Source organism: Rahnella sp. AA (assembly GCF_002834385.1).
Lineage (GTDB): Bacteria > Pseudomonadota > Gammaproteobacteria > Enterobacterales > Enterobacteriaceae > Rahnella.
The window spans coordinates 73,282-97,330 of record NZ_PITQ01000001.1 but is presented as its reverse complement, the minus strand read 5'-3'; the positions used below and the strand labels follow the sequence as shown (position 1 = coordinate 97,330).

Below are 24,049 nucleotides of genomic sequence, written 5' to 3'. Positions count from 1 at the left end.
AAAAATGGGCACTTGCATAATAAGAAACAATAATCTTTGACTTATACTGTTTATACGTTCCCGTCCCGACCCAGAAGTGAATAACATCAACAAATTTATATTGAGATAATAAAAATGATTTCAGGAAATATCACGCACTGGAATAAAGAGAAGCCTGCATTCCACGCAGTCTTCAGCCAGGTTATCGATTATATTAAAAACAATGATCTGGCTTCATTGGCAACAGGTAAATATCCCGTTATTGAAGATAAGCTTATTTGCATTATTCAAAGTTATCCGACAATTGAACTCAGCGAAAGCAGACCTGAATCCCATGTGCAGTTTATCGACTTGCAATACCTGATAGAAGGTGAGGAAATTATCGGCTTTTCCACCCTCAGCCCATCATCCCGCATCGTTGAGGATAACGCGCACGCAAACGACATGATTTACTACGATATGTCTACGCAGCAAGATGTTTTAACGCTCAACGCGCATGATTTTTGCGTCTTCTTCCCCGGCGATATTCATCGCACGCGTGGCAAAGTGAATCAGCCCGTTACGATTAAAAAAGCGGTATTTAAAATACATCTCAGCTTATTGGGATAATCTGATCAGTCTCTACATTGATAAGAAAGAGGTTATGTATGTCAGAATCTTCACAACCAAATAATAACGATAAAATCGCTCTGGTCACCGGAGCAGGAAGCGGGATTGGCCGGGCTGTAGCCTTAGGATTACTCAATGATGGCTTCACCGTCGTTCTGGCTGGCCGCCGGATTGAGCCTCTGAATGAACTGGTGCAGATGGCAGAAACAGCGGGTCAGCGCGCGCTGGCCGTTGCTACTGACGTTCGGGATCCTCAAAGCGTGGAGGCTCTGTTTTCGACCATTAAGGCGCATTATGGTCGCCTGGATGTGGCCTTTAATAATGCGGGGGTTAACGCGCCAGCCGTGCCGATGGACGAATTACCGTTAGAAAAATGGCTCAACTGCATTGATACGAACGTGACCGGAGTATTTCTCTGTGCCCGTGCCGCGTTTGGCCTGATGAGACACCAGATACCACAAGGCGGAAGGATTATTAATAACGGCTCTATTTCAGCACATACGCCAAGGCCTTTCACCTCACCTTATACGGCAAGCAAACACGCCGTCATGGGATTAACCAAAAGCATTGCGCTTGACGGACGTGCTTTTAATATCGTCTGTAGCCAGATTGATATTGGCAATGCCTATACCGAATTGTCTGCCCGAATGACCAAAGGGGTATTGCAGGCCGATGGCCGCACGGCCGCAGAACCTATGGTCGATGTGAAACATATCGCTGATGCGGTTTGCCATATCGCGTCATTACCGCTTTCTACCAATATTCTGAATATGACCATCATGGCCAGTAATATGCCATTCGTCGGGCGCGGATAAATTTTTGACGGGTGGTATAAGCCACCCTTTTCACCACATCAAAATGCCGATAAACGGTGCCATCACTACGGTCACCACACCGGCAAGCATCATCACCAGGCTGGACACAACGCCTTCTTCTGCGCCAAGCTCATACGCTCTCGCCGTACCTGCCCCGTGAGAAGCTGCGCCAAACCCCGCGCCTTTTGCCAGACCGCTTTTTACCGCCAGACGCAGGAACAACATATCCCCCACTGCCATACCAAATACGCCGGTGATCACCACAAATAACGCCACCAGATCAGGCTGTCCGCCCATTTGCTTCGCCGCCGCCAGGGCAAACGGCGTGGTGATGGAACGCACCGCCAGGCTACGCTGCACTTCTTCCGGCAACGTCAGCATTTTGGCCAGCCAGACCGAACTGCTGACCGCCACCACAATAGCCGTCACCACGCCCGCGCTCAGCGATAACCAGTGGCGGCGGATGACCGCCATATTTTCATAGACCGGCACTGCAAACGCGATGGTGGACGGCCCAAGCAGCCACAGCAGCCAGTGCGTTTCGCCGATATAATCCTGATACGACGTGTGCGTCACCACCAGCAGTATCACCAGCACAATTGGCGTGAACACCAGCGGCATCAGCAGCAGGGTCCGCCGGTAGCGATACAACTTTTTGTTGGCGTAATACAACCCGAGGGTCACCACAAAACACAGAATACTGATAAGCAAATCAGCCACGCTTTGCCTTCCTCGCCGCCAGATACAGCTCCAGCCGATACATTTTATCGACAACCACCGCCGTCGCACCGAGCGTCAGAAGCGTGCTGATGCCAATCACCAGAAAGATTTTCCAGCCTTCGATCATCAGCAACTGCGCATAATTCACCACCGCCACAACTGCCGGAACGAAAAAAAGCAGCATCTCAGCCAGCAGCCAGCGCGACCCGGCTTTCACCCACTTCAGCGGTAAAATGCGAAACATAATCAGCAGTAAAAGCATCAGCATACCGACAATATTGGCCGGCAAGGGCAGGTGCAGAGCGGTAACAATATGATCGGCTATAACGAATAACACCGCATACAGCACCACCTGAACGGGGATCTGGCAACGGGTCAGCAGGGACGGCGCTTTAGTGCGCAACGCCAACAACATGGGGAAGACCTCAAAGGACGAAAAAGGGACAAAATGCAGTATACGCTGGCAGGAAACCGGTAAAGAAATGAATTAAAATCATAAAAATGATTCCGATTTGGAATACTTTGTTACCTGCCGATCTGACCGGAGATACCGTCACTATGGACGTCCGCACCTTGCGTTATTTTGTCGAAGTGGTTCGCCAGCAGAGTTTTACCCGTGCAGCGGAAAAACTGTTCGTCACCCAGCCAACGATCAGCAAAATGCTGCGTCATCTGGAGGAGGAGCTGGAGTGCACGCTGATTGTCCGTGAAGGACGCAGGCTAAGGCTGACCGACAGCGGGCAGGCACTGTACCAGCGCGGGCTGAATATCCTTGAGGAATTCCGCCAGCTTGAAGCCGAACTTGAAGACATTAACTCGCTCAAACTCGGCCATTTACGGCTGGGTATTCCGCCGATGGTGGGCACTCAAATCGCGCCGCTTATCGGCAGTTTCCGCCAGCAATATCCCGGCATTGAGCTGATTATCTCCGAATTTGGCGGGCTGACCGTACAGCAGGCCGTGATCTCCGGCGAGCTGGATCTGGCGATCACCGCCCTGCCCGCCGACGCTGTTCCGTCCATCGCCTCATTGCTGCTTTTCAGCCACCCTTTGTGTGTGGTGGTTCCCCGCACGCCGCACTGGCTGAACCGGACACGCATTGCTATCAGCGATCTGGCCGATGAAGGTATCCTGATTTATAACGAGGATTTCGCCCTTTATCGCCAGCTAATGGATGCCTTTTCCGCCCACGGCTTCACACCGAAAATTGCCGCCCGCAGCGGGCAGTGGGATTTCTTAGCCGCTATGGTACAAACCGGCATGGGCGTGGCGATTTTACCGGAGCCTATCTGCCAGCGGCTGGATAAAAATGCACTAATGTGGCTACCGTTGGATCCGTTAATGCCGTGGCAACTGGGGTTGATCTGGCATCAGGGGAGCTATCTTTCACACAGCGCGCAGGCGTGGATTTCACTGTGCCGCGACTACTGGCCGCAACCATAAAAAAACCGCGTACGCCTCACAGCGCACGCGGTTATCCCTTTTCTTTCAGGCCAGAATCAGACTTCTTTTTCGACCAGCAGCGCCTCCAGCAAATCGAGATCGTGCAGCAGCTTTTGCAGCGTCTCATTGCTGATTTTCTGCGTGGCGCGCAGATGATACAACTCCCCCCGCTCGGCACGCAGCGCGGTCAGGCGGAAGCGTCGCTCCAGGTTTTCCAGCTTCAGCGCGGTCTCCATATCATCACGGTTGGCCGTGCGCCGCCGCAGTGTGCCTATCACCCGCGAACTGATTTCTTTCAGTGTCTGCTCATCGATGTTTTCTTCCGTATCCGCCGCCAGACGTTCCTCCATCTTATGCAGGCTCTCTATCGCAACTTGCGCTGCGATAGATTTCGCCATGCGCTCTTCTTCGCGATAGGTGGTGCTGTCCGCAACCACCACGCCTTTCAGCAGAAACGGCAGGGCTATCACACCGGCAATCAGCGAGAACAAAATGACGCCAGTTGCCAGGAAGACCAGCTGGTAGCGTGAAGGGAAAGCGGCACCATCGGCCAGGAACAACGGAATCGACAGCACACCGGCGAGGGTGATCGCCCCGCGTACCCCGGCGAACGACGCGACCCACAGCTCACGCGTGCTGTAGCTGCCAAACAGCAGAGGTTTCTTTTTCAGAATGCCGTTGCTGAGTTTTTTCATCACCCACAGCCAGACAAAACGCAGGATCAGCAGGGCGAAGTAAATGATGGCGACATCCGCAAACAGATGCCAGGTAACAATAGACGGATCATGCGTTGCCTGATCAATCGAATTTTCCAGAATACCCGGCAATTGCAGCCCCAGCATGATGAACACCATGCCGTTAAACACAAACTCGAGCATCGCCCAGACGCTGTTCGCACGCAAACGCATCGCCAGCGGTGCATTGCGGATGATGCCGGACTGGCTGATGGTCATCCCGGCGGCGACCGCAGCCAGAATGCCTGACACGCCAATGTGCTCTGCAATCAGATAAGATGCGAACGGCAGCAGCAACAGAAAGACGATTTGTGTCGCCGGATCATCGCCGCTCCAGCGGCTCATTACGCGCAGGGATTTACTGTACAACCACGTGACCGCGACACCGGCCATCAGGCCGCCGATCGCCACTTTGAGGAATTCCACCGTGGCACCGCCGACCGTAAACACCATCGTTCCCATCGCCACGGCAATAGCAAATTTCAGCGACACCAGGCCGGATGCATCATTCATCAGCGCTTCACCTTCCAGCACGCCCATGATCGATTTAGGGATACGCCCCTTGCCGACAATTCCGCCTAATGCCACGGCATCGGTCGGTGACAATACTGCTGCCAGCGCGAAGGCGGCGACCAGCGGGATATTCGGTACCATCATATAAATCAGATAACCGATACCGACGACGGTGAGTAACACCAGCACCAGCGCCAGCCCGAGGATTTCGCGCCCGTGGTGGAGGAATTCACGGGTCGGGGTTTTCCAGCCATCGGCGAACAACAGTGGCGGGATGAAGAGGACGAGAAACAGTTCCGGATCGAAATCCACATGCAGGCCAAAACTCGGCACAGCCAGTACCGCACCGACGGCAATCTGCATTAATGGAAGAGGAACCTGAAAAGGCAACATTCTGGTGACGACACCGGAGAGCGACACCACCAGAATCAAAATCAGAATGGTAAAGAAGATTTCCATGCTTTCCTTAGACTCTTGTTTTTATGAATTTCAGCCAGACGCAGGTGAGTGAGTCCGGAGCGGGCCTTGGAATAGTAGATCAAAAGAGGGGGGAATTTAAATCGATGCGTGCGGTTACGGCGCACTGACGTTTATGACAAGGTCAAAACCTTGGGCTCGCCGCCCAAACTGGCCCAAAGGGTTTTAAACGAAACCCTTTGGAATCCTGCGTTTTTTTAACTGCGCGCTATCGCTGGGTCGATGGACGTGTTCTGTTACTCCAGCGTGTGGCGCAAATCCAGGCACTTCGTGCTGCCTTCACCCGGTCTTCGAGCCATAGGTCTCGAAGCCGCTCCGTTCAGCTGGATTTTGAGCGCGCCAGCTTACCCTTCTTAAAGATAAAACCAGTCTGCATTTGAATTTAGAGAAGCCAGTGGCCGCTTTCAAAACGACGTCGAGCGAGGAGTGAGAAACGGCGAGAGTCTTTTTTCGAGCAGGTTCGAACCCGAGGCGAGAGCACCGCGCAGCGGCGGCGTTTGCGGCACTAGCCAGAGTCGCTGAAACATAGCCAGCCAGCGACAGCGCGCAGTAAAAAAGCGAGGAGAGTGCAGAGAGGAAAAGCACTTTCCTCTCTGCTCGGTTTCGGCGCTGCGAGTTAAGCAGACACGGTTATTGAGAAACCGAAACTGTCTCGATCAGAGCCTCTCGGCCAGAGCTAAAAGCCCCCCGATGCAATCGGACAAAATGCCGTCCCGAATGCCCGGCCTGGCATTCAGATCGCCCATCCACCTGCATAAAACACCACCAATGCGACCGCGATAATCACCGTACCGACGTTAAGCTTGCGCCATTCGCCGGAGAAGATACGACCAATGACCAGGGCGCTGAAGCCCAGCATAATGCCGGTGACGATGTTACAGGTCAGTACGATAAATACCGCACACAGCAGGCCGGACATCGCATCGACGAAGTCGGTGAAATCCAGTTTGGTTACGTTGCTGAGCATCAGCAGGCCGACGTACATCAGCGCTGGCGCGGTCGCGTAGGCCGGAACCAGATATGAGAGCGGGGACAGGAACAACATCAGCAGGAACAGTACACCGACAACGGTAGCCGTCAGGCCGGTTTTGCCGCCTGCAGCCGTACCCGCCGCGGATTCAATGTAAACCGCAGCCGGTGATGCACCGACCAGTGACGCAAAAATGCTGCTGACGGAATCGGCTGTCAGGGCTTTGCCACCGCTGATGATCTGACCGTTCTCATCGAGCAGATTTGCCTGCCCGGCAACGGCGCGGATGGTGCCGGTGGCATCAAAGACCGCCGTCATTACCAGCGCCAGAACGCTTGGCAACACGGCGGCTTTCAGCGCGCCCATGATATCGAGATCGAAAATCACCGATTTGCCGTCTGCACCCGCCAGAGAAGGCATTGCAAACAGCCCCTGATATTTCACGGAAGGGTCGAAAATCAGCCCAATAACAGAAATCGCGATAATCACCAGCAGTATTCCGCCCGGTACGCGCAGTTTCTCAAGGCCAAAAATCACCGCCAGGCCCAGCAGCGTCATCACCACCGGGAAAGAGGTAAATGCACCCAACGCGACCGGTAAACCGTCCAGCGGGTTTTTCACGACCAGGCCCACGCCGTTCGCTGCGATCAGCAACAGGAACAGACCGATACCAATCCCGGTGCCATGCGCAACGCCAGTGGGCAGATTACGCAAAATCCACGAACGGATGCCGGTGACAGAGATAATCGTAAACAACACCCCCATCAGGAACACCGCGCCCAACGCCACCGGCACGCTAATGTGCTGGCCCAGTACCAGACTAAAGGCGGTAAATGCCGTCAGAGAAATGGCGCAACCGATGGCCAGTGGCAGGTTCGCCCACAGCCCCATCAGCAGCGAACCAAAACCAGCCACCAGGCAGGTTGCCACGAACACAGCGCTCGGTGAGAAGCCCGCTTTGCCCAGCATGCCCGGCACGACGATAACCGAATACACCATCGCCAGAAACGTGGTTAAACCGGCGATCACTTCCTGACGGACGTTGCTGCCACGCGCACTGATTTTGAAAAAAGCGTCAAGCGGGCCCTTTGGCGCAACGGCGCTGCCCGCTTGAGTTTGTTGACTCGACATGGAAAATCCTCTGAATGTCTTTACTGATTAGCCTGCGTGGTCATTATGAAATCGTTTCTGCACGTTTACTTCCTTACCGGTAGCGCAAAAAACGCCGAAATGGGCGTCAGGGCTACAAGGCAAACGTTTAACTCGCATCGCGTATGGCGGGACTAAAATATTAGGCAAACGATTATCCGGCCTTTGAACCCCCCTTTTCAACTCCGTATACAGACAATTTACCGCTGTCCGGTCAATAAAAACGCGGTTGTGCTGTAAATTTATCCTGTTGGCGATTTACTGCGCGAAAGCGGTTGCGCGCGAAGCCTCCGCAGAGTCAGCGGGAGACAATGGCTGCGATAAATTAAAAACCGGGTGAGGAAAACAAAAAATAGTAAAATGTCACGCAGCAATAACAGGATAGTTATTAAGGGTTATTTAATGGCGTTATTTGCATAAAACACAGCCTGTAAATGAACGCCATAAAATATAAAGGTGCCTGTAATTCCGGCCACTAAACATCAATGAATTCTGATACCTGAATATCCTTACTGTTCAGGGTTGCTAACGTAAGATATTCAATGGCCCGCCACTTTCCAGCGCCTGCTGATATGCCGGGCGTGTAGTAACATTGGATAACCATGCGTTCATTCTGGGATATTTCCCGAGTCCCGCACGCGCATTGATCGCCTCTATCGGGAAACTCATCTGAATATCCGCAGCACTAAACTGATAACCCGCAAAATAAGGATGAGTGGTGAGATGTTTTTCCAGGTAATCCATATGGGTGTAGATCTGCTTATCAAGATAGTTTTTCTGCACCCCCTGCCCGATCGCGCCCGCCAGCGGGCGGATAAGCCACGGCATCGGGGGTTTGCCCAGACGGCTGAAAATCAACTTCATCACCAGCAAAGGCATCAGCGAACCTTCCGCATAGTGCATCCAGTAACGATACTGCTGCCGCTCAGCAAAAGCGGTCGGTTTCAGCTTGCCCTCTTCATCATAAATTTCCTGTAAATACTCAATAATGGCGCCGGATTCCGCCAGGATCATGCCGTTATCTTCCAGTACCGGTGACTTACCCAGAGGGTGTACTTTCTTCAACGCTGCCGGCGCCAGCATAGATTTCGCATCCCGCTGATAATGTTGAATTTCGTAGGGAACACCCAGTTCTTCAAGCATCCATAAGATTCGCTGTGAACGTGAATTATCCAAATGATGTACTGTAATCATAAATTTCTTCTGCCCTGTCTCATTTAATTATTTGTTAACTATAGACAACGCTTTCGAACCCCGTATCACATTCACTTTAAAACCCTTATTTTTATCCGGTTTAATTCCCCTGAAATCTTTTTATTTGATTAAAACCACTTACGGATTAATCTTAATTACACGAAAAAATTTATCGTAACTTCATTCGCCTTTAATAAATCTTAATGCCATTATCGCCGGATAAAAAATCAGCCTGTCGCTTTTCGACTCAGTGTTTGTGGAGCCCTACATGTTTTCCAGTAATTACAACAATGTGCTTGTAATGTTTTCGTTCATTGTTGCAATGCTTGCCTCTTATACCGCGCTTGATATGGCTGGCCGGGTTGCCACCACAGAGGGAAAGGCCTCCCGGCTCTGGTTAATTGGGGGTGCCATTGCAATGGGCATCGGCATCTGGTCGATGCATTTCATCGGCATGCTGGCGCTGAACACTTCAATGCCAATGGGTTACGATCCCTTTATCACCCTGCTTTCGATGGGGATCGCCATCATTTCTTCGGCGTTTGCGCTGTGGCTGGTGTGCCAGCCACAACTCCCGGTACGGCGTTTGCTCGCGGGTGCATTGCTGATGGGCGGAGGGATCGCCGCGATGCATTACACCGGGATGTCAGCGATGCTGATGATGCCGCCGGTGGTCTATGACTACCGCTGGGTGGCGTTATCGGTTGTGGTCGCCATTGTGGCCTCCGGTGCGGCACTGTGGATGGCGTTCCATCTGCGCCAGCAGTCGCCGAATGTGCGCCTGTTGCGGATCAGCGCAGCCGTGGTGATGGGAACTGCAATTGTCGGTATGCACTACATCGGTATGGCCGCCGCCGAATTCCCGACAGACAGCCACAGCATGGCGGCGTTCAGCGGTGTGGATAATAACTGGCTGGCGCTGCTGGTCATTGTGGTGACACTGGCCATTCTGGCCATCACGCTGATCATCTCCATCCTTGATGGCCGTATGCAGGCGCGGACGTCTATTCTGGCGTCTTCGCTGGCACAGGCAAATCGTGAACTGACACAACTGGCGCTCCATGACAATCTCACCCGTCTGCCAAACCGCCTGCTGCTCGAAGACCGTCTGAGCCAGGCTTTTCAGAAAGCCACGCGGGGTGAATCTCAGTTTGCGGTGTTATTTCTCGATCTCGACGGGTTTAAAGCCGTTAACGATGCCTTCGGCCATCACATCGGCGATCAGCTGTTAATCTCGGTGACGGAGCGTTTGAAATCACAGCTGCGGGCAACCGATACGCTGGCACGTCTGGGTGGCGATGAATTTATCCTGCTGGTGGAAATCACCGATCCGACCGATGCCTCTCAGCTTGCGGATAAACTGGTGCATCTTATTGCCCGTCCGTTTTACGTTTCCCGCTACGAACTGCTGGTTTCGGCCAGCGTCGGTATTGCGGTGTATCCGGGCGATGGCGAGAACGAGCGTGAGCTGATGCTTAATGCCGATGCGGCAATGTATCACACCAAAAACTCAGGCCGTAACGGGCACAGCTTCTTCCAGCCTTCCATGAACGCCAACGCGCAAAACCAGCTACAGATGCTCAACGATCTGCGTCTGGCCATTGAACACCATGAACTGCGTTTGCACTATCAGCCGAAATTTATTGCGCCTTACGGGCCGGTCAGCGGATTTGAAGCGCTGCTGCGTTGGGAGCGTGACGGCAAAACCCTCAGCCCTGACGTTTTCCTGCCACTGGCGGAGAAAACGGGCCTGATTATCCCGATCGGCGAATGGGTGCTCAACGAGGCCTGCCGCCAGTTGCGCGAATGGCATCTGGCCGGGCATACACGCTGGACCGTCGCCGTGAATTTGTCCACATTGCAATTTGAGCAGGCAAATCTGGTCGAAATGGTGATAGATACCGTTGAACGCCACCAAATCCCGCCTGAAATGCTGACGCTGGAAGTGACAGAAACGACGGCCATGCGCAATCCGGATGTGAGCGTGGAAATCCTTGAGCGCCTGACAAATTACGGCGTGAAGGCCTCGATTGATGATTTCGGCACCGGCTACTCCAGCCTGCTGTATCTGAAACGCCTGCCCGCCAGCGAGCTGAAAATCGATGGGGCATTCATTAATGACCTGATTGCCGGCAGTGAAGATGCCAGCATTGTTTCGGCAATCATTGCGCTGGGTCAGACGCTGAATCTGAAAGTGGTGGCCGAAGGTGTGGAAACCATCCAGCAACAGGATTTCCTGACTCAACTGGGCTGCGATACCTTACAAGGCTATTTGCTGGGGCGTCCGATGACGCCACAGCAAATTGCTCAGCACCCCGATTCAGACTGGGAAGCGCAACTGACCCTCACGCACAAAGCCTGACGTTACCCGCTCAGACCGATGCCGTACGGAAAAATCGCACGGCATTGCGCAGTTCAACGCTCTGCTCCGTCAGCGACTGCGCGGCGGCCGCCGCCTGCTCAACCAGCGCGGCGTTCTGCTGAGTAACCTGATCCATCTGATCGACCGCAATGCCCACTTCATGAATACCGGTGTGCTGCTCTGAGCTCGCCGTCGAAATTTCGCTGACAATCTCTGCGACTTTATTGACCGAGCTGACAATTTCGCTCATGGCTTTACTGGCGCGATCGGCCTGCTGAGAGCCTTCGGCGATTTTGCTGACGGTTCCCTGGATCAGATCTTTAATTTCTTTCGCCGCCTGCCCGCTTTTTTGCGCCAGCACGCGAACTTCACTCGCGACCACGGCAAACCCTTTCCCTTGCGTCCCCGCACGGGCGGCCTCTACGGCCGCATTCAGCGCCAGCAGGTTAGTCTGGAAGGCAATGCCTTCAATCACGCTGATAATATTGATGATTTCGTTCGAACTGCCGGAAACATCCCGCATATGTGCCTGCATGCCGCTGACAATCGCCCCGCCCTGAGACGCCGTTTCCGACGTTTCGTGAGCAAGCTGGCTGGCCTGCCGCGCATTATCTGCGTTCTGGCTGACCGTCGTTGTCAGGTTCTGCATGTTGGAACTGGTCTGCACCAGCGATGCAGCCTGCTCTTCCGTGCGCTGCGATAAGTCAACGTTACCCTGCTCAATCTCACTGGCAGCATGGCTGATAGATTCACTGCCTTCCATAATCTGGTTAATGGTTTTATTGAGCTGCTGGTTCATGCCGCTCAGTGAAGCCAGCAAGCTTCCTTCATCGCCCGGTTTCAGCACAATGTTTGCGGCCAGATTGCCGGTGGCGATCTCCTTCATGATAGACGCCGCGTAAGCCGGCTCACCGCCCAGTTGCTTAATCAGATTACGCGCCAGCAGCAGCGCCATTGCCAGGGAAATAATGAAGGCCACGCTCACCAGCACTAAAAACATCACGCTGGCGTTGTGGTAACTGCTGCGAGCCTGTGCGGCAGCTTTTTCACTGTTGGCGAGTTCATCGTTAACCAGTGTCGCCAGATCGGCCATCAGCTGTGTGCGGTACTTACGCGAGTTATCGCCGCTGATTTTCGTTGCCTGATCGAGATCATTGCGCTCAACGGCAGCGATAACCTGATCGTTTGCCAGCGAAAACTGTTCGAAACTATTGACGATTTGCTTAAACAAATCCGACTGGCTGCCGCTGCTGTTCAGTTTCTGATAGGCATTTTCGGCAGCTTTAAAAGTGGCGACCGCCTGAAGGATTTCCCCCCGGTGGCCGTCACGCGATGCTCCCTGAGGGGAAGCAATATATTGCACCTGTTGCAGGCGTAATTCCGCCAGCGTCCCGCGCATGACCAGCGGGTACTGAACACCCGGCAGACGGTAGGCGCGGTAGTTTTCAATCTGCTGATTGCTGCCGCTAAGCAGCCAGGCCGACATTGCCGCAAGCGTCAGCATCAGTGCCAGGACCAGGGCGAACGCCCCCAATAAACGGGTAAGGACAGAGAGATTAGTCATTTTTTTCATCTGGACACATCGGAAAGTCAGTGACAGGAAACTCAGATAACGGCAAAAAAGGAGGGAACTTTATGGCAAAATGAAACTATATTTCATTTTGTTAACCGCTGACTTTCGAAATGTAATTTCAGGGTTACCGGACGAATTTTTCATGTTGCCCCGAGCGGCTAAAAACATGATCTGCCACACATTTCAGAGGTTTACCCTCTCCGCCAAGAGAGAGCATTCGCGAAGCTTATTTCGGTTCGAAACCCGGCCACAGCGGCGTGACAGCAGACAGCAAATTGGAAGTGCCTGTCGCGACGGACATGTGACGATAATTATCGGCGCCGTCCGCCAGTTGGGTGAATTTCACTACAGTTTCCAGCCCGGCTTCCTGACATAACACCGCGCCACCGGCGATATCCCACAGCGTGGTGCGGCGTTGCAGATGCCCGTCGATAATCCCTTTGGCGGCAAATACCATGCCGACGGTGGTGCAGCGGTAACAATGCACCGACCATTCCGCCGCGCGCAGCCCCTGATAAAACGCCGAGGCTTCATCCAGCTTGTCGTCCGAACTGTCACCCAGCGACACAACCTGAACATCACCAAAACGGTCGTCACGACGGAAAGGTTTGCCGTTCAGGAAAATCCCTTTTCCGGATTCTGCGGCAAACAGGTCGTTTAAAACCGGTAATGCCACAATGCCAATCACCGGTTTTTTCTGTTCGACCAGCCCGAGCGAAACGCCCCACAGCGGCGAACCGCGCAGGAAATTCGACGTACCGTCGATGGGATCAATCACCCAGCAGGCCGCGTCGGTCAGCACACCGCCCAGCTCTTCGCCGATAATCGCGTCCTGCGGAAAATGCTGCGCCAGCTGCGCGCGGATAAACTGCTCTACCGCCACATCGGCTTCCGAAACAAAATCCTGCGTCCGTTTACTGCTGACTTCGATACTGTCCCGGCGGTTGAAAAAACCCAGCGCCAGTTCTGCCGCCTGAGCCGCAATCTGACTGGCTAACGCCAGCTTTGCGGACATCGTAGTGTGAGTCATCATAAATCCTGATTTTTCAGTCTGAAGAAAAAATACGCGGTCATAGAATGCACCGGAATTGATGAATAAAAAATGACAACCTGCCGCTTGCCAAAACAGCGTAAAACCTTCTATATCTGTGTGCTTAACTTTTCAGCGTGATGCCGGAGAAAACCATGCCAGACGCCGCCCATTGGATCCCCTTCTTACTGATTTGTGTTGGTCTGGTGTTAACGCCCGGCCCGAACATGATTTACCTGATTTCGCGCTCGCTGTGTCAGGGCCCGAAAGCCGGATTGATTTCCCTTGGCGGCGTGGTGCTGGGTTTTCTGTTTTATATGTTGTTTGCCGCGCTCGGCATTACCGCGCTGCTGATGGCGGTGCCGTTTGCTTATGACGCACTGCGGATCGGCGGTGCAGCGTACTTGCTGTATATGGCGTGGCAGGCGGTGAAACCCGGCGGGCGCTCGCCGTTTCAGGTCAAAGATTTGCCGCGCGACAGCAACAGAAAGCTGTTTACCATGGGGCTGGTGACCAACCTGCTGAACCCGAAAGCCGCGGTGTTGTACCTGACTTTATTGCCGCAGTTTATCGTTCCAGAGCAAGGCCACGTCCTCACACAATCTCTGGTGTTGGGCATCACGCAAATCATCGTCAGCTTTACCTTCAATGCCCTTATCGCACTGTCGGCGGGATATATCGCCCTGTTTCTGGCCGGTCGCCCGTTGTGGATGGTACTTCAGCGCTGGTTTATGGGCGCCGTACTGGGCGGGCTGGCGGTGCGTATGCTGCTCGACGGTCGTAAATAGCGCCTTAAAACAGATAAAGCCGTTTCTGAAAGCGGCTTTGTTTGTGGTCATATTCAGTCCGTCACTAACGCTATATAATCCTCTGCACAACGAAAACAGAGGAATTACTTCGTGCGCGCATTTTCATCCAAATTACTGCCATCCGCTTTACTGCTCGGCCTTGCACTGAGCTTCTCGTCACAATCCGCTCTGGCCTCACGCCAGATCACCGACCAGCTCGGGCGTCAGGTGACGATCCCCGATCAGGTTGATCGCGTGGTCGTGCTGCAACACCAGACGCTTAATCTTCTGGTGCAGCTTGATGCGACCCAAGATATCGTCGGCGTGCTCAACAACTGGCAGCAGCAACTGGGCAACGGTTATGTGCGTCTCGCGCCGTCTCTGGAAAAAACGCCGGTGGTGGGCGATTTAACCAGCGTGAATCTGGAAAGCGTCGTGGCGCTGCATCCGCAGGTGGTGTTCGTCACCAACTATGCGCCGCAGGAAATGATCGACCAGATCAGCCGGACCGGCATTGCGGTCGTCGCCGTTTCTTTGCGTGATGATCCGAAAGGTGAGGAACATAAGATGAATCCGGTGCTGCCGGATGAAGATCGGGCGTATACCGAAGGTTTGAAGAAAGGGATCCAGCTGATCGGGGAAGTGGTCAACCGCCAGAAACAGGCGCAGTCATTGATCGACTATACTTTTGCTCAGCGCCAGTTAACCGGTGAACGGTTGAAAAGCATCCCGGCTGACCAGCGGATCCGCACGTATATGGCCAATCCCGACCTGACCACTTACGGTTCTGGCAAGTATACCGGGCTGATGATGGCCCATGCCGGTGCCATGAACGTGGCCGCGGCGACGGTGAAAGGCTACAAACAGGTCGCTCTGGAGCAGGTGATCGCCTGGAATCCACAGGTGATCTTTGTTCAGGACCGGTATCCGGAAGTGGTCGGGCAGATCAGCAACGATCCGAAGTGGCAGAGCATTGACGCGGTCAAAAATCATCGTGTGTATTTAATGCCGGAATACGCCAAAGCCTGGGGCTACCCGATGCCTGAAGCGCTGGCGATTGGTGAATTGTGGATGGCGAAAAAACTGTATCCGCAAAAATTCGCCGACATCGATATGCAAAAACAGGCTGACGCTTATTATCAGCGCTTCTACCGGACAGCTTTCAAACCTGCCGCAGAAGCGACGCACGCGGGGAAATAACCTCATCCCGGTGCCGTACTTTTTTGGGGTAATGTGACAAGGAGCTCTGATGACAAACTCGATCAAAGTGCTGGCTGCGGGCAGCCTGCGACGCGCGTGGGCACCGCTATGCGAAGCTTTTCAGGAACACACCGGCAGCAAGGTGGTGACCGAATTCGGCCCCGCCGGGCTGCTGCGGGAACGTATCGAACAGGGCGAAAAAGTCGATTTGTTCGCCTCGGCCAACACCGCGCATCCGCTGGCGCTGCAACAGCACGGCAAGGCGCTTGAGGTTGAAGCCTTCTGCGGGAACAGCCTGTGCGTCACGGCGCGCAAAGGGCCGGAACTGGATAAACTCAGCTGGCTGAACGTATTGCTTGATCCCCGCTTCCGGCTGGCAACATCAACACCGCAAAGCGATCCTTCCGGGGATTATGCCTGGCAGATGTTTGAGCTGATTGAACGACGTCATCCGGGTGCCGGAGAAGCATTACGCAATAAGGCGTTGCGGCTGGTCGGAGGCGAAAAATCGGTGAAAGTGCCGGAAGGAAAGCTGGCGGCTGAATGGCTGATATGTAGCGGTCAGGCCGACGTATTCATCGGTTATACCAGTTACGCCGCCCTGCTGCGGGAAAATGATGCGCTGGAGGTTTTCAATATTCCGGCGGATTACAACGTGCGGGCCAGCTATGCACTGGCAACCTGCACGGAGAAAAGCAAACCGCTGGCAGAATTTATTCTTTCAGAAACCGGCCAGCAAATTTTGCAGAATGCCGGTTTCTGCGGGAAACATTCGGTGATGCAGGAATAGAAAGGTTAGTGGTCCAGGTCACGCTCTTTGAGCGCCCGCTGGCGATCATAGTATTCATCTTCAGCGGCGATGATTTCATCAAGCAGGGAATCCACGTCCGCTTTATGCGTATCTTCGGCGAACAGGCCGGTCAGCGGCGTTTCCGGGGTCAGTTTGCCGTCTTCGTACAACGCCCAGATTTCTTTCGCGTAACGCGTTTCCAGCAACTGCGGCGCGAACTGACCATAATATTCGGTCATGTTATTCACATCGCGCTCAAACATCGATTCGGCATGGTTGTTCGCAGCGGCGTCCACCGCCTGCGGCAGGTCGATAATCACCGGCCCGTCGGCATCCATCAGCACATTAAATTCTGACAGATCGCCATGCACGATACCGGCGCAGAGCATGCGCACGATATTGCGGATCATCGTGTCAAAATCCGCGACGGCTTCTTCTTCAGTCAGAATGACATCGCTCAGACGCAGCGCCACCACGCCGTCAGCGTCAGTGATCAGCTCCATCAGCAGCACGCCATCCAGACAAATGTACGGCTGCGGCACGCGTACCCCGGCGTTCGCCAGACGGAACAACGCATCGACTTCTGCCGTTTGCCAGGACTCTTCCTGCTGCTTGCGCCCGAACTTTGACCCTTTTTGCATCGCACGCGCGTTGCGGGTGTTACGGACTTTGCGGCCTTCCTGATATTGCACGGCCTGCTTGAAGCTACGTTGCGTCGCTTCTTTATAAACTTTGGCGCAACGAATCTCTTCACCGCATAAAACGGTGTAAACGTCGGCCTCTTTGCCACTTTTCAGTCGACGGACCACATCGTCTATCAGGCCGTCATCCACCAGAGGTTGGATTCTATTTGGGATTTTCATGCAGCCTTGTACCTTATTTCAGCGCATGAGGGAATGACCTGCGCAATATTCCCTGCATTACACACCAGACACGTCGTTCGCGTCATCCTTTCTTAATCCTTATCTCTCAACTATCCTCAGGCTACAGTTTAACGTAGTGGCAGAGGAGTGGATACTTTCTGCTCGCAGGTTCTTGCCATTCTGCGATGAAAAAGTTGTCCGGCACCTGCCGGTATCGCATTAACCTCCCTCGCATTAATTTGACTTAATTATTTTGTTCACGCCTGATAATTATTTCCCATTGTAAGTAATGATGCCCGATTATTTAATTTTCATGACAACGGAACTTTTCCACTATTTTAAGCTTTTCGTGCTGTTGAGGTTGCGTTTACTTGCGGCAAAATCTGGTATACGTTCCGTTTAGAATAGGGGTGATACTGTGCGGTTAATTTCCCGTTGCAGGCCATCGTTATGAATACCATTTTAATTACCGGCGCTACAGGTTTCGTGGGCGGAGCTGTCGTTGAATATATTCTTCGTCAGCAATTAAGTTCCAAAAACCAATTATTACTTTTAGTCAGGGCTGACGATAATGCGACGGGACTCGCCAGAATTGTCGACAATTTAAAAAAGTTTGAACTGAGCGATAAACAACTTGATTCTCTTAGCGAGCTGTCAATATTAACCGGTGATTTATCTGAGCCGGAAAGTTTTATTCATGATCCACGCTTAGATAATGTTACGCATGTTATTAACTGTGCAGCGATTGCTTCCTTTGGTAATAACCCGGCGATGTGGCGGGTGAACGTTGAAGGTTCGCTGGTCTTCGCCAAACGTATGGCACAGGTGGAAAGTTTACAGCGGTTTGTCCACGTTGGCACCGCCATGGCCTCCATGCCGGACAAAGACAGCGTCTTCTATGAAGGCATGCCGGATAACGAACAGAACGAAGACCTGGTGCAATACACGGCTTCAAAGCGCGCCATCGAAAATCTGGTGCGCTCCGAATGCCCGAACCTGCCGTTTGTGGTCGCCCGTCCGTCAATCATTGTGGGTCACACGCAGTATGGTTGTCAGCCGTCGAGCAGCATTTTCTGGGTCTTCATGATGGCGATTAAACTGAAGAAATTTACCTGTACGCTCGACGATCAGGTAGATGTTATTCCGGTTGATTATTGCGCCATGGTGCTGGTGAAATTGTGCCTTGCGGCTGAACTGAACCACAGTTTCTATCATATTTCTTCCGGTGAAGAAATGTGTACACCATTCCATGAAATAGATACGTCTGTGGCAAAAGCCAATAATACATCGCGTATTATCAGTGAATATCAGCAGATCAGTTATCAGGAATTTACCGGTATCCGTAAACAGTTTAAAGACGTGCTCGGACCATGTAATGACAAGATAATTTTGCGTGCGATTAAACTTTACGGCGGCTTTGCGCAATTAAATGTGAAGTTTGATAACTCGCGCTTGCTGAATATGGGTATTCCTAAACCCGCCGCCTTCAAAAGTTATATTGATAAATGTGTTTCTTCGACCCGCGGCCAGACAATATCTGAACTGATGAGGGTTGATTTTAAATAAACCGATGCGTCTGCTTAAAACAGAAAAGGTTTAGAATACAACGACGCGACACAGGACATTGTCGCGCCGTATTTTATTATTCAGACCATGCCGTTTCTGCCATATAAACGATATCCCTCACGCTGATTCAGCCGGTCATAATAGGCTGTCACCGCCGGCAACGCCGGACGTGGCATCGGCGTCATCGACCAGCGGTTTACCGCCAGCCCGAGCGGAATATCTGCCAGCGTAAAATTATCGCCCAGTACGTACTCACCGCTGCGCTGCAATTGTTCTTCCAGCATTTGCATGTGGCGGTTCCATTCGCTGACACCCGCGTCGATCAGTGCCGGATCCTGATGCTGCGGGCTGTTGCGCGCCAGCGCCGGAAACGCATAACGCCATGAATTATTCAGCTCGCCCGCCTGCCAGTCCATCCACTGCTCCGTCAGCGCACGACGCTTAGGGTCAGAAGAAAGCAAATCCTCACGCCCCTCCCGCGCGGCCAGATAACGGCAAATCACGTTGGATTCCCACAACACAAACTCACCGTCGAGCACCACCGGCACCATTGCATTCGGGTTCAGCGCCTTAAACTCCGGCGTCTGCGTGGGCTGAAATCCCGCACCAAACTGCTCCTGCTCAAAATCCAGCCCCAGCTCAAAGCAGGTCCACAAGACTTTACGCACATTGATCGACGGTGATTTACCCAGAATCTTCAGCATGACTTCCCCTCAATGTGGAAACGATTAACGGCGGAAAAATATCCGCATTTTTGCACCGTGATACGTCGCGTCTGTTTGCGCGACAAAACCGCACTTCTCCGCCAGCCGGATTGACGCCTGATGTTCCGGTTCGATAATGCAACACAACTGACGATCAAGACTCGCTTCGGCCCAGTTCAGCACCGCCTGCGCGGCCTCAAAGGCATAACCTTTGCCATGAAATTTTGGCGAAACCACCCAGCCCATTTCCGCCATGCCGTTCAGCGAAGGCGTGATTTCACGCTGATAATCTGCCAGACCCAATTCCCCGACGAACGCGCCTTCCGCGCCGTTATGCTTTTCAAACACAATCCAGTAGCCAAAACCGAGCATCTGCCAGTGGCCGGGATAACGCAGCAAACGGCTCCAGCTGGCCTCGCGGGTGGAAGGCGTGCCGCCAATATATTTCACAACGGCCGGATCGGCCCACTGCGCGGCGATATCTTCGAAATCTTCCACACGATGGCCGCGCAAAATCAAACGTTCGGTTTCAAGAACGGGTGCCTGAGTCAGCATAATTTTCCTTTGAGTTTTTCTGATTTATTCCGATAGCCGTTAACTTAGCATTGGAATTGTTCGGTCGGAAAGAGGGGTTTGGGGCAGGAAAAGGAAATCAGACAATAATGCCGTTGCGCAGCGCCGAGGGCGTCATACCCCGCACCGATTTAAAGCGGTTACTGAAATGGCTGGTGGAACTGAAGCCACATTCCAGCGCAATCGCGGTAATCTCCATCTGGCTGTTTTTCAACAGTTGTTCCGCGCGAATCAGCCGGGCATTCATCACATACTGATGAGGTGCCATGCCCATGCTTTGTTTAAACATACGGGCAAAATGGAATTCGCTGAGTTCCGCCAGCACCGCCAGTTCCGGCAACAATAAAGATTTAGCCAGATTAGCGTGAATGTACTCTTTTACGCGGTTGAGAATATGCGGAGACAGACCGCCTCGTACCACCGGCAGCGCCCATTGCAGATGCGTGTAATTTTTGACCAGGTGCGCCATCAGCAAGTTAGCAGCGCTGCTGAGCATCAGCTGGTTACTGTTTTCCTGCCACTGGCTGCTGAGTAAAAAGTGGCGATACAGCAACGTAATCTGCGGATCTTCCTCAAACGTACGTTCTTCCACCTGAATCGAGGCCGGGCTGCGCTCCCAGGTTTGTTCCACCAGATGTCGCAAATGCTCGTCGGAACAGTACAGATGCACAAACGATAAATCGTCCCGCACATCCCAGCTCGACATGCTGTGTTTTGGCATCAGGCAAAAACGATCCGGCCCGCCGCCATTACGCCAGCCACCACGGGTTTTGTGGTAACACTCATAACCGTCGGCGACGTAAAGGCTCAGCGTGTGATGGTCCGGGCTTTCCTGCGTCACGATGTCATTTTTGTTCGACCAGGCCGCCAGCTGAATGCCGGAGCCCAGCGCCACACTGTCGTGCAGAACGGCTTTGTGCTTACGCAGCGTTTCGAATGCCTGATAAACCTTCGTCATGATGTGCACCGTGTGGAGGAAAGAAGATGCTCAGTTTACGTTTTCTGGCACAGGTTGAGCCAGATTTTGCTGCAATCTTACCGAAAAAAATGCGCAAGAATATGCAACTCACCGCAACCCGCTGAAATCGCCACGCTTCATATTCCGGCAGACTTATCTCCAGTCATTACTTTATGTGAGAGAAGTTCATGAATGTGTTTTTGTATATCTCGGTGATTGTGATCTGGGGCACCACCTGGTTTGCCATTTACCTGCAACAGGGTGATGTACCGGTGACCGTTTCGATCTTTTACCGCTTCCTGCTTGCCGCCGTGATTATGCTGGCGGCGCTGCTGGCCACCCGCCGTTTACGCCGGCTGGCGCTGAAAGATCACCTGTTTTGCGTGGTGCAGGGTTGCTGCGTTTTTTGCTTCAACTTTTACTGCTTCTATCATGCCGCCGCGTACATCACCAGCGGGCTGGAATCGGTGATTTTCTCGATGGCGGTATTATTTAACGCCTTCAACGGGATGCTGTTTTTCCGCCAGAAACTGGCACCGGCGGTCATTCCCGCAGCCCTCCTCGGGCTGGCGGGCATTGTGACCCTGTTCTGGCATGACCTGAGCGCCGCCCATATCGCGCCGGAATTACTCAAAGGCATCGGCCTCAGCCTGCTCGGCACTTACGGTTTCTCGCTCGGCAACATGATCAGCTCCCGCCATCAGCGTAACGGTCTGGACGTTCTCTCCACCAACACCTATGCGATGTTTTACGGCACGGCGGTGATGGGCGTGCTGAGCCTGATCCAGGGCGCGTCCTTCGCCATCGACCTGAGGCCGCAATATATCGGCTCGCTGGTTTATCTTTCGGTATTTGGCTCGGTGCTGGCTTTTGGCATGTATTTCACGCTGGTCGGACGCATCGGCGCGAGTCAGGCGGCTTACAGCACGCTGCTGTTCCCGCTGGTTGCACTGACAGTTTCCACGTTCTATGAAGATTATCAGTGGCATATCAACGCCGTCATCGGGCTGGCACTGATTCTGATGGGGAATCTGGTGATGTTCTGCCGCCCGTCCTGGCTGGAGATTTTTCGCCGGAAAGCGGCCTTAACGGGCTAAGACGCCTGCCAGCCGAACTGCCTGAGGATCCGGCTGACCACCTCTTTCATTTGCGCGATAGCCGGGTCACGCAGGCCGTCGCGCCGCCAGCCGAGATTCACCGCATAAGCGGGCATTTCCAGCGGCGTTTCCAGTAAACGTAAAGGGTGGAACGCCGCCAGCCGCCGCGCGGCATGCAAAGGGATAGTGGCGACCGCATCACTGCCCAGCAGTAAATACGGCAACGCGGCAAAATGCGTGGTGGACGCTTTCACCTGCCGCTTCAGCCCTTTCGCCATCAGCACTTCATCCACCATGCCGATAAATCCCCCGGACGAAATCAGCAAATGCTGACGCTGAATAAAATCCCCGAGCGTCAGGGAATCCGGCGCGAACTGAGCGTCCATCAGACTGGCGTACTGCCCTTCTCCGGCGCTCACGCTGCCCAGCGACGCCGAGGTGAAGCCGCCTGACGCAATCGCCAAATCAATCTCGCGGTTCATCAGCATATCTTCCACAATCCGGCTGTGCGTCTGGCGAAACACCACCCGCAGGCCCGGCATTTCCTCCCCGAGCAGATCGATAATCTGCTTACCGACCGCCAGCTCAAAATCATCGGACAAACCGAGGCTCAGCGAACGACCGGCAAAACCGGCGCGATCGCCGGAAACCAGCGTCAGACTCTGGCGGCACTTATCCAGCGCTTCACTGATAATCGGTTTCAGCTCATTGGCCCGCAGCGTCGGCGCAAGGCCGCGCCCGGTGCGGACGAAAAGATGATCGTCGTACAAACGCCGTAAACGCCCGAGCGCCGCGCTGGCGGCCGATTGTGTCAGCCCGAGACGCACCGCCGCCCGGCTGGCGCTGCCTTCCTCATGCAACGCTTCAAAGACTTTCAGCAGGTTGAGATCCCACTCTTCGATATGAATCTGGCGAATATCACTCATCAGTCAGGCCCGGTGGATTAATGTCAGAATTTGCCCAGAATAGAAATTCCTCCTTTCTGAGTCGAGAGTAATCTATGCCTGCTTCCATTGTTGCTGCACTGCAAATCGGTTCTTCGCCATCGGGTAAAGCCGACACCCTGCAAAATATCCTGTCGTGGGAAGAAAAAATCACGGCCTCCGGCGCTTCACTGGTGGTGATGCCGGAAGCGCTGCTCGGCGGCTATCCGAAAGGGGAAATTTTCGGCACACGCCTGGGATATCGTCTGCCGGAAGGCCGCGAGGCGTTTGCCCGCTATTTTCACAACGCGATAGACGTACCCGGCGCGGAAACCGATGCGCTGGCTGAAATGGCGACACACACCGGCGCGAGCATTGTGATTGGCGTAATCGAACGCAGCGGTTCAACGCTCTACTGTTCCTCGCTGTTCATCGAACCGGAACGCGGCCTGGTCGCAAAGCACCGAAAACTGATGCCGACCGCCACCGAAAGACTGATCTGGGGACAAGGCGATGGCTCGACGCTGCCGGTGGTCAGCGCCCGCGCAGGCCGCCTCGGCAGCGCCATCTGCTGGGAAAATCACATGCCGCTGCTGCGTATGGCGATGTATGGCAAAGGGGTGGAAATCTGGTGCGCGCCGACGGTGGATGAACGGGAAATCTGGCAATGCTCCATGCGCCATATTGCGCACGAAGGCCGCATGTTTGTGGTCAGCGCCTGTCAGGTTCAGCCGTCACCCAAAGCGCTGGGGATTGAAGTCGAAAGCTGGCCGGAAGATCGCCCGCTGATTAACGGCGGCTCCGTTATCGTCAGCCCGCTCGGCGATATTCTCGCCGGACCGCTGACCGGTGAAACCGGATTGCTGACCGCCGAAATCAACACCGACGATCTGGTCGGCGCCCGCTACGACTTCGACCCCGTCGGCCACTACGCCCGCCCCGACGTCTTCACGCTGCACGTCGATACAAGAGCAAAAGATACGGTGAAGTTTTTGGAGGAATAGGGTTTCAGAATACAG

The 24,049-nt window shown here is 53.7% G+C and carries 22 protein-coding genes; 10 read left to right on the top strand and 12 right to left on the bottom strand.

The genetic code is table 11. From position 1 onward, the window contains the following. The first annotated feature begins 114 nt into the window (after window positions 1–114). Together CWS43_RS00435 and CWS43_RS00430 are read left to right on the top strand one after the other, a co-directional pair. The gene (locus tag CWS43_RS00435) at window positions 115–588 is read left to right on the top strand and encodes a YhcH/YjgK/YiaL family protein (protein WP_101074913.1); all 474 of its coding nucleotides are present in this window, start codon (window positions 115–117) and stop codon (window positions 586–588) included. Between the two features lie 38 nt (window positions 589–626). Continuing rightward, window positions 627–1,403 carry an SDR family oxidoreductase gene (locus CWS43_RS00430; RefSeq protein WP_101074912.1) on the top strand — a complete coding sequence of 259 codons (777 nt, stop codon included), beginning with the start codon at window positions 627–629 and terminating at the stop codon, window positions 1,401–1,403. Between the two features lie 30 nt (window positions 1,404–1,433). Here the strand turns inward: CWS43_RS00430 and CWS43_RS00425 are convergent, their stop codons facing one another. Together CWS43_RS00425 and CWS43_RS00420 are read right to left on the bottom strand one after the other, a co-directional pair. Then, window positions 1,434–2,123: an LrgB family protein gene (locus tag CWS43_RS00425; protein ID WP_101074911.1), complete on the bottom strand. Its 690-nt coding sequence runs from the start codon at window positions 2,121–2,123 to the stop codon at window positions 1,434–1,436. Then, window positions 2,116–2,538, bottom strand: coding sequence for a CidA/LrgA family protein (locus tag CWS43_RS00420; protein WP_101074910.1), 423 nt, complete (start codon window positions 2,536–2,538; stop codon window positions 2,116–2,118). Before CWS43_RS00420 ends, CWS43_RS00425 begins: the two co-directional genes overlap by 8 nt. Window positions 2,539–2,681: 143 nt before the next feature. Here CWS43_RS00420 and CWS43_RS00415 point away from each other — a divergent pair, with 143 nt between their 5' ends. Continuing rightward, window positions 2,682–3,566: a LysR family transcriptional regulator gene (locus tag CWS43_RS00415; RefSeq protein WP_101075757.1), complete on the top strand. Its 885-nt coding sequence runs from the start codon at window positions 2,682–2,684 to the stop codon at window positions 3,564–3,566. 56 nt (window positions 3,567–3,622) lie between these two features. Here CWS43_RS00415 and CWS43_RS00410 read toward each other — a convergent pair whose 3' ends face one another. From CWS43_RS00410 to CWS43_RS00400, 3 genes are all read right to left on the bottom strand, one after another. Beyond that, window positions 3,623–5,272 carry a Na+/H+ antiporter gene (locus tag CWS43_RS00410; protein WP_101074909.1) on the bottom strand — a complete coding sequence of 550 codons (1,650 nt, stop codon included), beginning with the start codon at window positions 5,270–5,272 and terminating at the stop codon, window positions 3,623–3,625. A 751-nt stretch (window positions 5,273–6,023) separates the two neighbouring features. Beyond that, window positions 6,024–7,391 carry an NCS2 family permease gene (locus CWS43_RS00405; RefSeq protein WP_101074908.1) on the bottom strand — a complete coding sequence of 456 codons (1,368 nt, stop codon included), beginning with the start codon at window positions 7,389–7,391 and terminating at the stop codon, window positions 6,024–6,026. Between the two features lie 543 nt (window positions 7,392–7,934). Further along, a complete protein-coding gene (locus tag CWS43_RS00400; protein WP_101074907.1) occupies window positions 7,935–8,603 on the bottom strand; it encodes a glutathione S-transferase family protein in 669 nt (222 codons plus the stop codon). Window positions 8,604–8,871: 268 nt separating this feature from the next. Between CWS43_RS00400 and CWS43_RS00395 the strand changes: the two genes are divergently transcribed. Next, window positions 8,872–10,965 carry a bifunctional diguanylate cyclase/phosphodiesterase gene (locus CWS43_RS00395; protein WP_101074906.1) on the top strand — a complete coding sequence of 698 codons (2,094 nt, stop codon included), beginning with the start codon at window positions 8,872–8,874 and terminating at the stop codon, window positions 10,963–10,965. A 10-nt stretch (window positions 10,966–10,975) separates the two neighbouring features. On the opposite strand, the gene CWS43_RS00390 is transcribed toward CWS43_RS00395, so the two are convergent. Together CWS43_RS00390 and CWS43_RS00385 are read right to left on the bottom strand one after the other, a co-directional pair. Next, window positions 10,976–12,538 (bottom strand): methyl-accepting chemotaxis protein, encoded by a 1,563-nt coding sequence (locus CWS43_RS00390; RefSeq protein ID WP_101074905.1) that lies wholly within the window; start codon window positions 12,536–12,538, stop codon window positions 10,976–10,978. Window positions 12,539–12,764: 226 nt separating this feature from the next. Then, on the bottom strand, window positions 12,765–13,571 hold the full coding sequence (locus CWS43_RS00385) for an inositol monophosphatase family protein (RefSeq protein ID WP_232776592.1): 807 nt from the start codon (window positions 13,569–13,571) through the stop codon (window positions 12,765–12,767). A 152-nt stretch (window positions 13,572–13,723) separates the two neighbouring features. Here CWS43_RS00385 and CWS43_RS00380 point away from each other — a divergent pair, with 152 nt between their 5' ends. The 3 genes from CWS43_RS00380 to CWS43_RS00370 all read left to right on the top strand — a co-directional run bounded on the left by CWS43_RS00380 (window position 13,724) and on the right by CWS43_RS00370 (window position 16,346). Further along, on the top strand, window positions 13,724–14,356 hold the full coding sequence (locus CWS43_RS00380) for a LysE family translocator (protein WP_101074903.1): 633 nt from the start codon (window positions 13,724–13,726) through the stop codon (window positions 14,354–14,356). Between the two features lie 111 nt (window positions 14,357–14,467). Continuing rightward, the gene (locus CWS43_RS00375) at window positions 14,468–15,556 is read left to right on the top strand and encodes an ABC transporter substrate-binding protein (protein ID WP_101074902.1); all 1,089 of its coding nucleotides are present in this window, start codon (window positions 14,468–14,470) and stop codon (window positions 15,554–15,556) included. A gap of 49 nt (window positions 15,557–15,605) precedes the next feature. Then, window positions 15,606–16,346 carry a molybdate ABC transporter substrate-binding protein gene (locus CWS43_RS00370; protein WP_101074901.1) on the top strand — a complete coding sequence of 247 codons (741 nt, stop codon included), beginning with the start codon at window positions 15,606–15,608 and terminating at the stop codon, window positions 16,344–16,346. Window positions 16,347–16,351: 5 nt separating this feature from the next. Here the strand turns inward: CWS43_RS00370 and CWS43_RS00365 are convergent, their stop codons facing one another. Continuing rightward, window positions 16,352–17,209, bottom strand: coding sequence for a PA4780 family RIO1-like protein kinase (locus CWS43_RS00365; protein WP_101074900.1), 858 nt, complete (start codon window positions 17,207–17,209; stop codon window positions 16,352–16,354). Window positions 17,210–17,659: 450 nt separating this feature from the next. On the opposite strand from CWS43_RS00365, the gene CWS43_RS00360 reads away from it, so the two are divergent. Further along, window positions 17,660–18,775 (top strand): SDR family oxidoreductase, encoded by a 1,116-nt coding sequence (locus tag CWS43_RS00360; RefSeq protein ID WP_101074899.1) that lies wholly within the window; start codon window positions 17,660–17,662, stop codon window positions 18,773–18,775. 80 nt (window positions 18,776–18,855) lie between these two features. On the opposite strand, the gene CWS43_RS00355 is transcribed toward CWS43_RS00360, so the two are convergent. From CWS43_RS00355 to CWS43_RS00345, 3 genes are all read right to left on the bottom strand, one after another. Next, window positions 18,856–19,479 (bottom strand): glutathione S-transferase family protein, encoded by a 624-nt coding sequence (locus CWS43_RS00355; RefSeq protein WP_101074898.1) that lies wholly within the window; start codon window positions 19,477–19,479, stop codon window positions 18,856–18,858. Between the two features lie 24 nt (window positions 19,480–19,503). Beyond that, a complete protein-coding gene (locus tag CWS43_RS00350) occupies window positions 19,504–20,034 on the bottom strand; it encodes a GNAT family N-acetyltransferase (RefSeq protein ID WP_101074897.1) in 531 nt (176 codons plus the stop codon). A 97-nt stretch (window positions 20,035–20,131) separates the two neighbouring features. Beyond that, window positions 20,132–21,010, bottom strand: a complete 879-nt coding sequence (locus CWS43_RS00345; RefSeq protein ID WP_101074896.1) for a helix-turn-helix domain-containing protein — start codon at window positions 21,008–21,010, stop codon at window positions 20,132–20,134. Window positions 21,011–21,198: 188 nt separating this feature from the next. Here CWS43_RS00345 and CWS43_RS00340 point away from each other — a divergent pair, with 188 nt between their 5' ends. Further along, window positions 21,199–22,107 carry a DMT family transporter gene (locus CWS43_RS00340; protein WP_101074895.1) on the top strand — a complete coding sequence of 303 codons (909 nt, stop codon included), beginning with the start codon at window positions 21,199–21,201 and terminating at the stop codon, window positions 22,105–22,107. Here the strand turns inward: CWS43_RS00340 and CWS43_RS00335 are convergent. Continuing rightward, on the bottom strand, window positions 22,104–23,033 hold the full coding sequence (locus tag CWS43_RS00335; protein ID WP_101074894.1) for a LysR family transcriptional regulator: 930 nt from the start codon (window positions 23,031–23,033) through the stop codon (window positions 22,104–22,106). The genes CWS43_RS00340 and CWS43_RS00335 overlap by 4 nt on opposite strands. A gap of 74 nt (window positions 23,034–23,107) precedes the next feature. Here CWS43_RS00335 and CWS43_RS00330 point away from each other — a divergent pair, with 74 nt between their 5' ends. Then, window positions 23,108–24,034: a carbon-nitrogen hydrolase family protein gene (locus CWS43_RS00330; RefSeq protein ID WP_101074893.1), complete on the top strand. Its 927-nt coding sequence runs from the start codon at window positions 23,108–23,110 to the stop codon at window positions 24,032–24,034. Window positions 24,035–24,049: the final 15 nt, after the last annotated feature.

Bases quoted from the DNA above. Each gene is read 5' to 3' on its own strand.
- CWS43_RS00435 (WP_101074913.1), top strand. From the start codon at position 115: ATGATTTCAGGAAATATCACGCACTGGAATAAAGAGAAGCCTGCATTC.
- CWS43_RS00430 (WP_101074912.1), top strand. From the start codon at position 627: ATGTCAGAATCTTCACAACCAAATAATAACGATAAAATCGCTCTGGTC.
- CWS43_RS00420 (WP_101074910.1), bottom strand. From the start codon at position 2,538: ATGTTGTTGGCGTTGCGCACTAAAGCGCCGTCCCTGCTGACCCGTTGC.
- CWS43_RS00415 (WP_101075757.1), top strand. From the start codon at position 2,682: ATGGACGTCCGCACCTTGCGTTATTTTGTCGAAGTGGTTCGCCAGCAG.
- CWS43_RS00410 (WP_101074909.1), bottom strand. From the start codon at position 5,272: ATGGAAATCTTCTTTACCATTCTGATTTTGATTCTGGTGGTGTCGCTC.
- CWS43_RS00405 (WP_101074908.1), bottom strand. From the start codon at position 7,391: ATGTCGAGTCAACAAACTCAAGCGGGCAGCGCCGTTGCGCCAAAGGGC.
- CWS43_RS00400 (WP_101074907.1), bottom strand. From the start codon at position 8,603: ATGATTACAGTACATCATTTGGATAATTCACGTTCACAGCGAATCTTA.
- CWS43_RS00395 (WP_101074906.1), top strand. From the start codon at position 8,872: ATGTTTTCCAGTAATTACAACAATGTGCTTGTAATGTTTTCGTTCATT.
- CWS43_RS00390 (WP_101074905.1), bottom strand. From the start codon at position 12,538: ATGAAAAAAATGACTAATCTCTCTGTCCTTACCCGTTTATTGGGGGCG.
- CWS43_RS00385 (WP_232776592.1), bottom strand. From the start codon at position 13,571: ATGATGACTCACACTACGATGTCCGCAAAGCTGGCGTTAGCCAGTCAG.
- CWS43_RS00380 (WP_101074903.1), top strand. From the start codon at position 13,724: ATGCCAGACGCCGCCCATTGGATCCCCTTCTTACTGATTTGTGTTGGT.
- CWS43_RS00370 (WP_101074901.1), top strand. From the start codon at position 15,606: ATGACAAACTCGATCAAAGTGCTGGCTGCGGGCAGCCTGCGACGCGCG.
- CWS43_RS00365 (WP_101074900.1), bottom strand. From the start codon at position 17,209: ATGAAAATCCCAAATAGAATCCAACCTCTGGTGGATGACGGCCTGATA.
- CWS43_RS00360 (WP_101074899.1), top strand. From the start codon at position 17,660: ATGAATACCATTTTAATTACCGGCGCTACAGGTTTCGTGGGCGGAGCT.
- CWS43_RS00355 (WP_101074898.1), bottom strand. From the start codon at position 19,479: ATGCTGAAGATTCTGGGTAAATCACCGTCGATCAATGTGCGTAAAGTC.
- CWS43_RS00350 (WP_101074897.1), bottom strand. From the start codon at position 20,034: ATGCTGACTCAGGCACCCGTTCTTGAAACCGAACGTTTGATTTTGCGC.
- CWS43_RS00345 (WP_101074896.1), bottom strand. From the start codon at position 21,010: ATGACGAAGGTTTATCAGGCATTCGAAACGCTGCGTAAGCACAAAGCC.
- CWS43_RS00340 (WP_101074895.1), top strand. From the start codon at position 21,199: ATGAATGTGTTTTTGTATATCTCGGTGATTGTGATCTGGGGCACCACC.
- CWS43_RS00335 (WP_101074894.1), bottom strand. From the start codon at position 23,033: ATGAGTGATATTCGCCAGATTCATATCGAAGAGTGGGATCTCAACCTG.
- CWS43_RS00330 (WP_101074893.1), top strand. From the start codon at position 23,108: ATGCCTGCTTCCATTGTTGCTGCACTGCAAATCGGTTCTTCGCCATCG.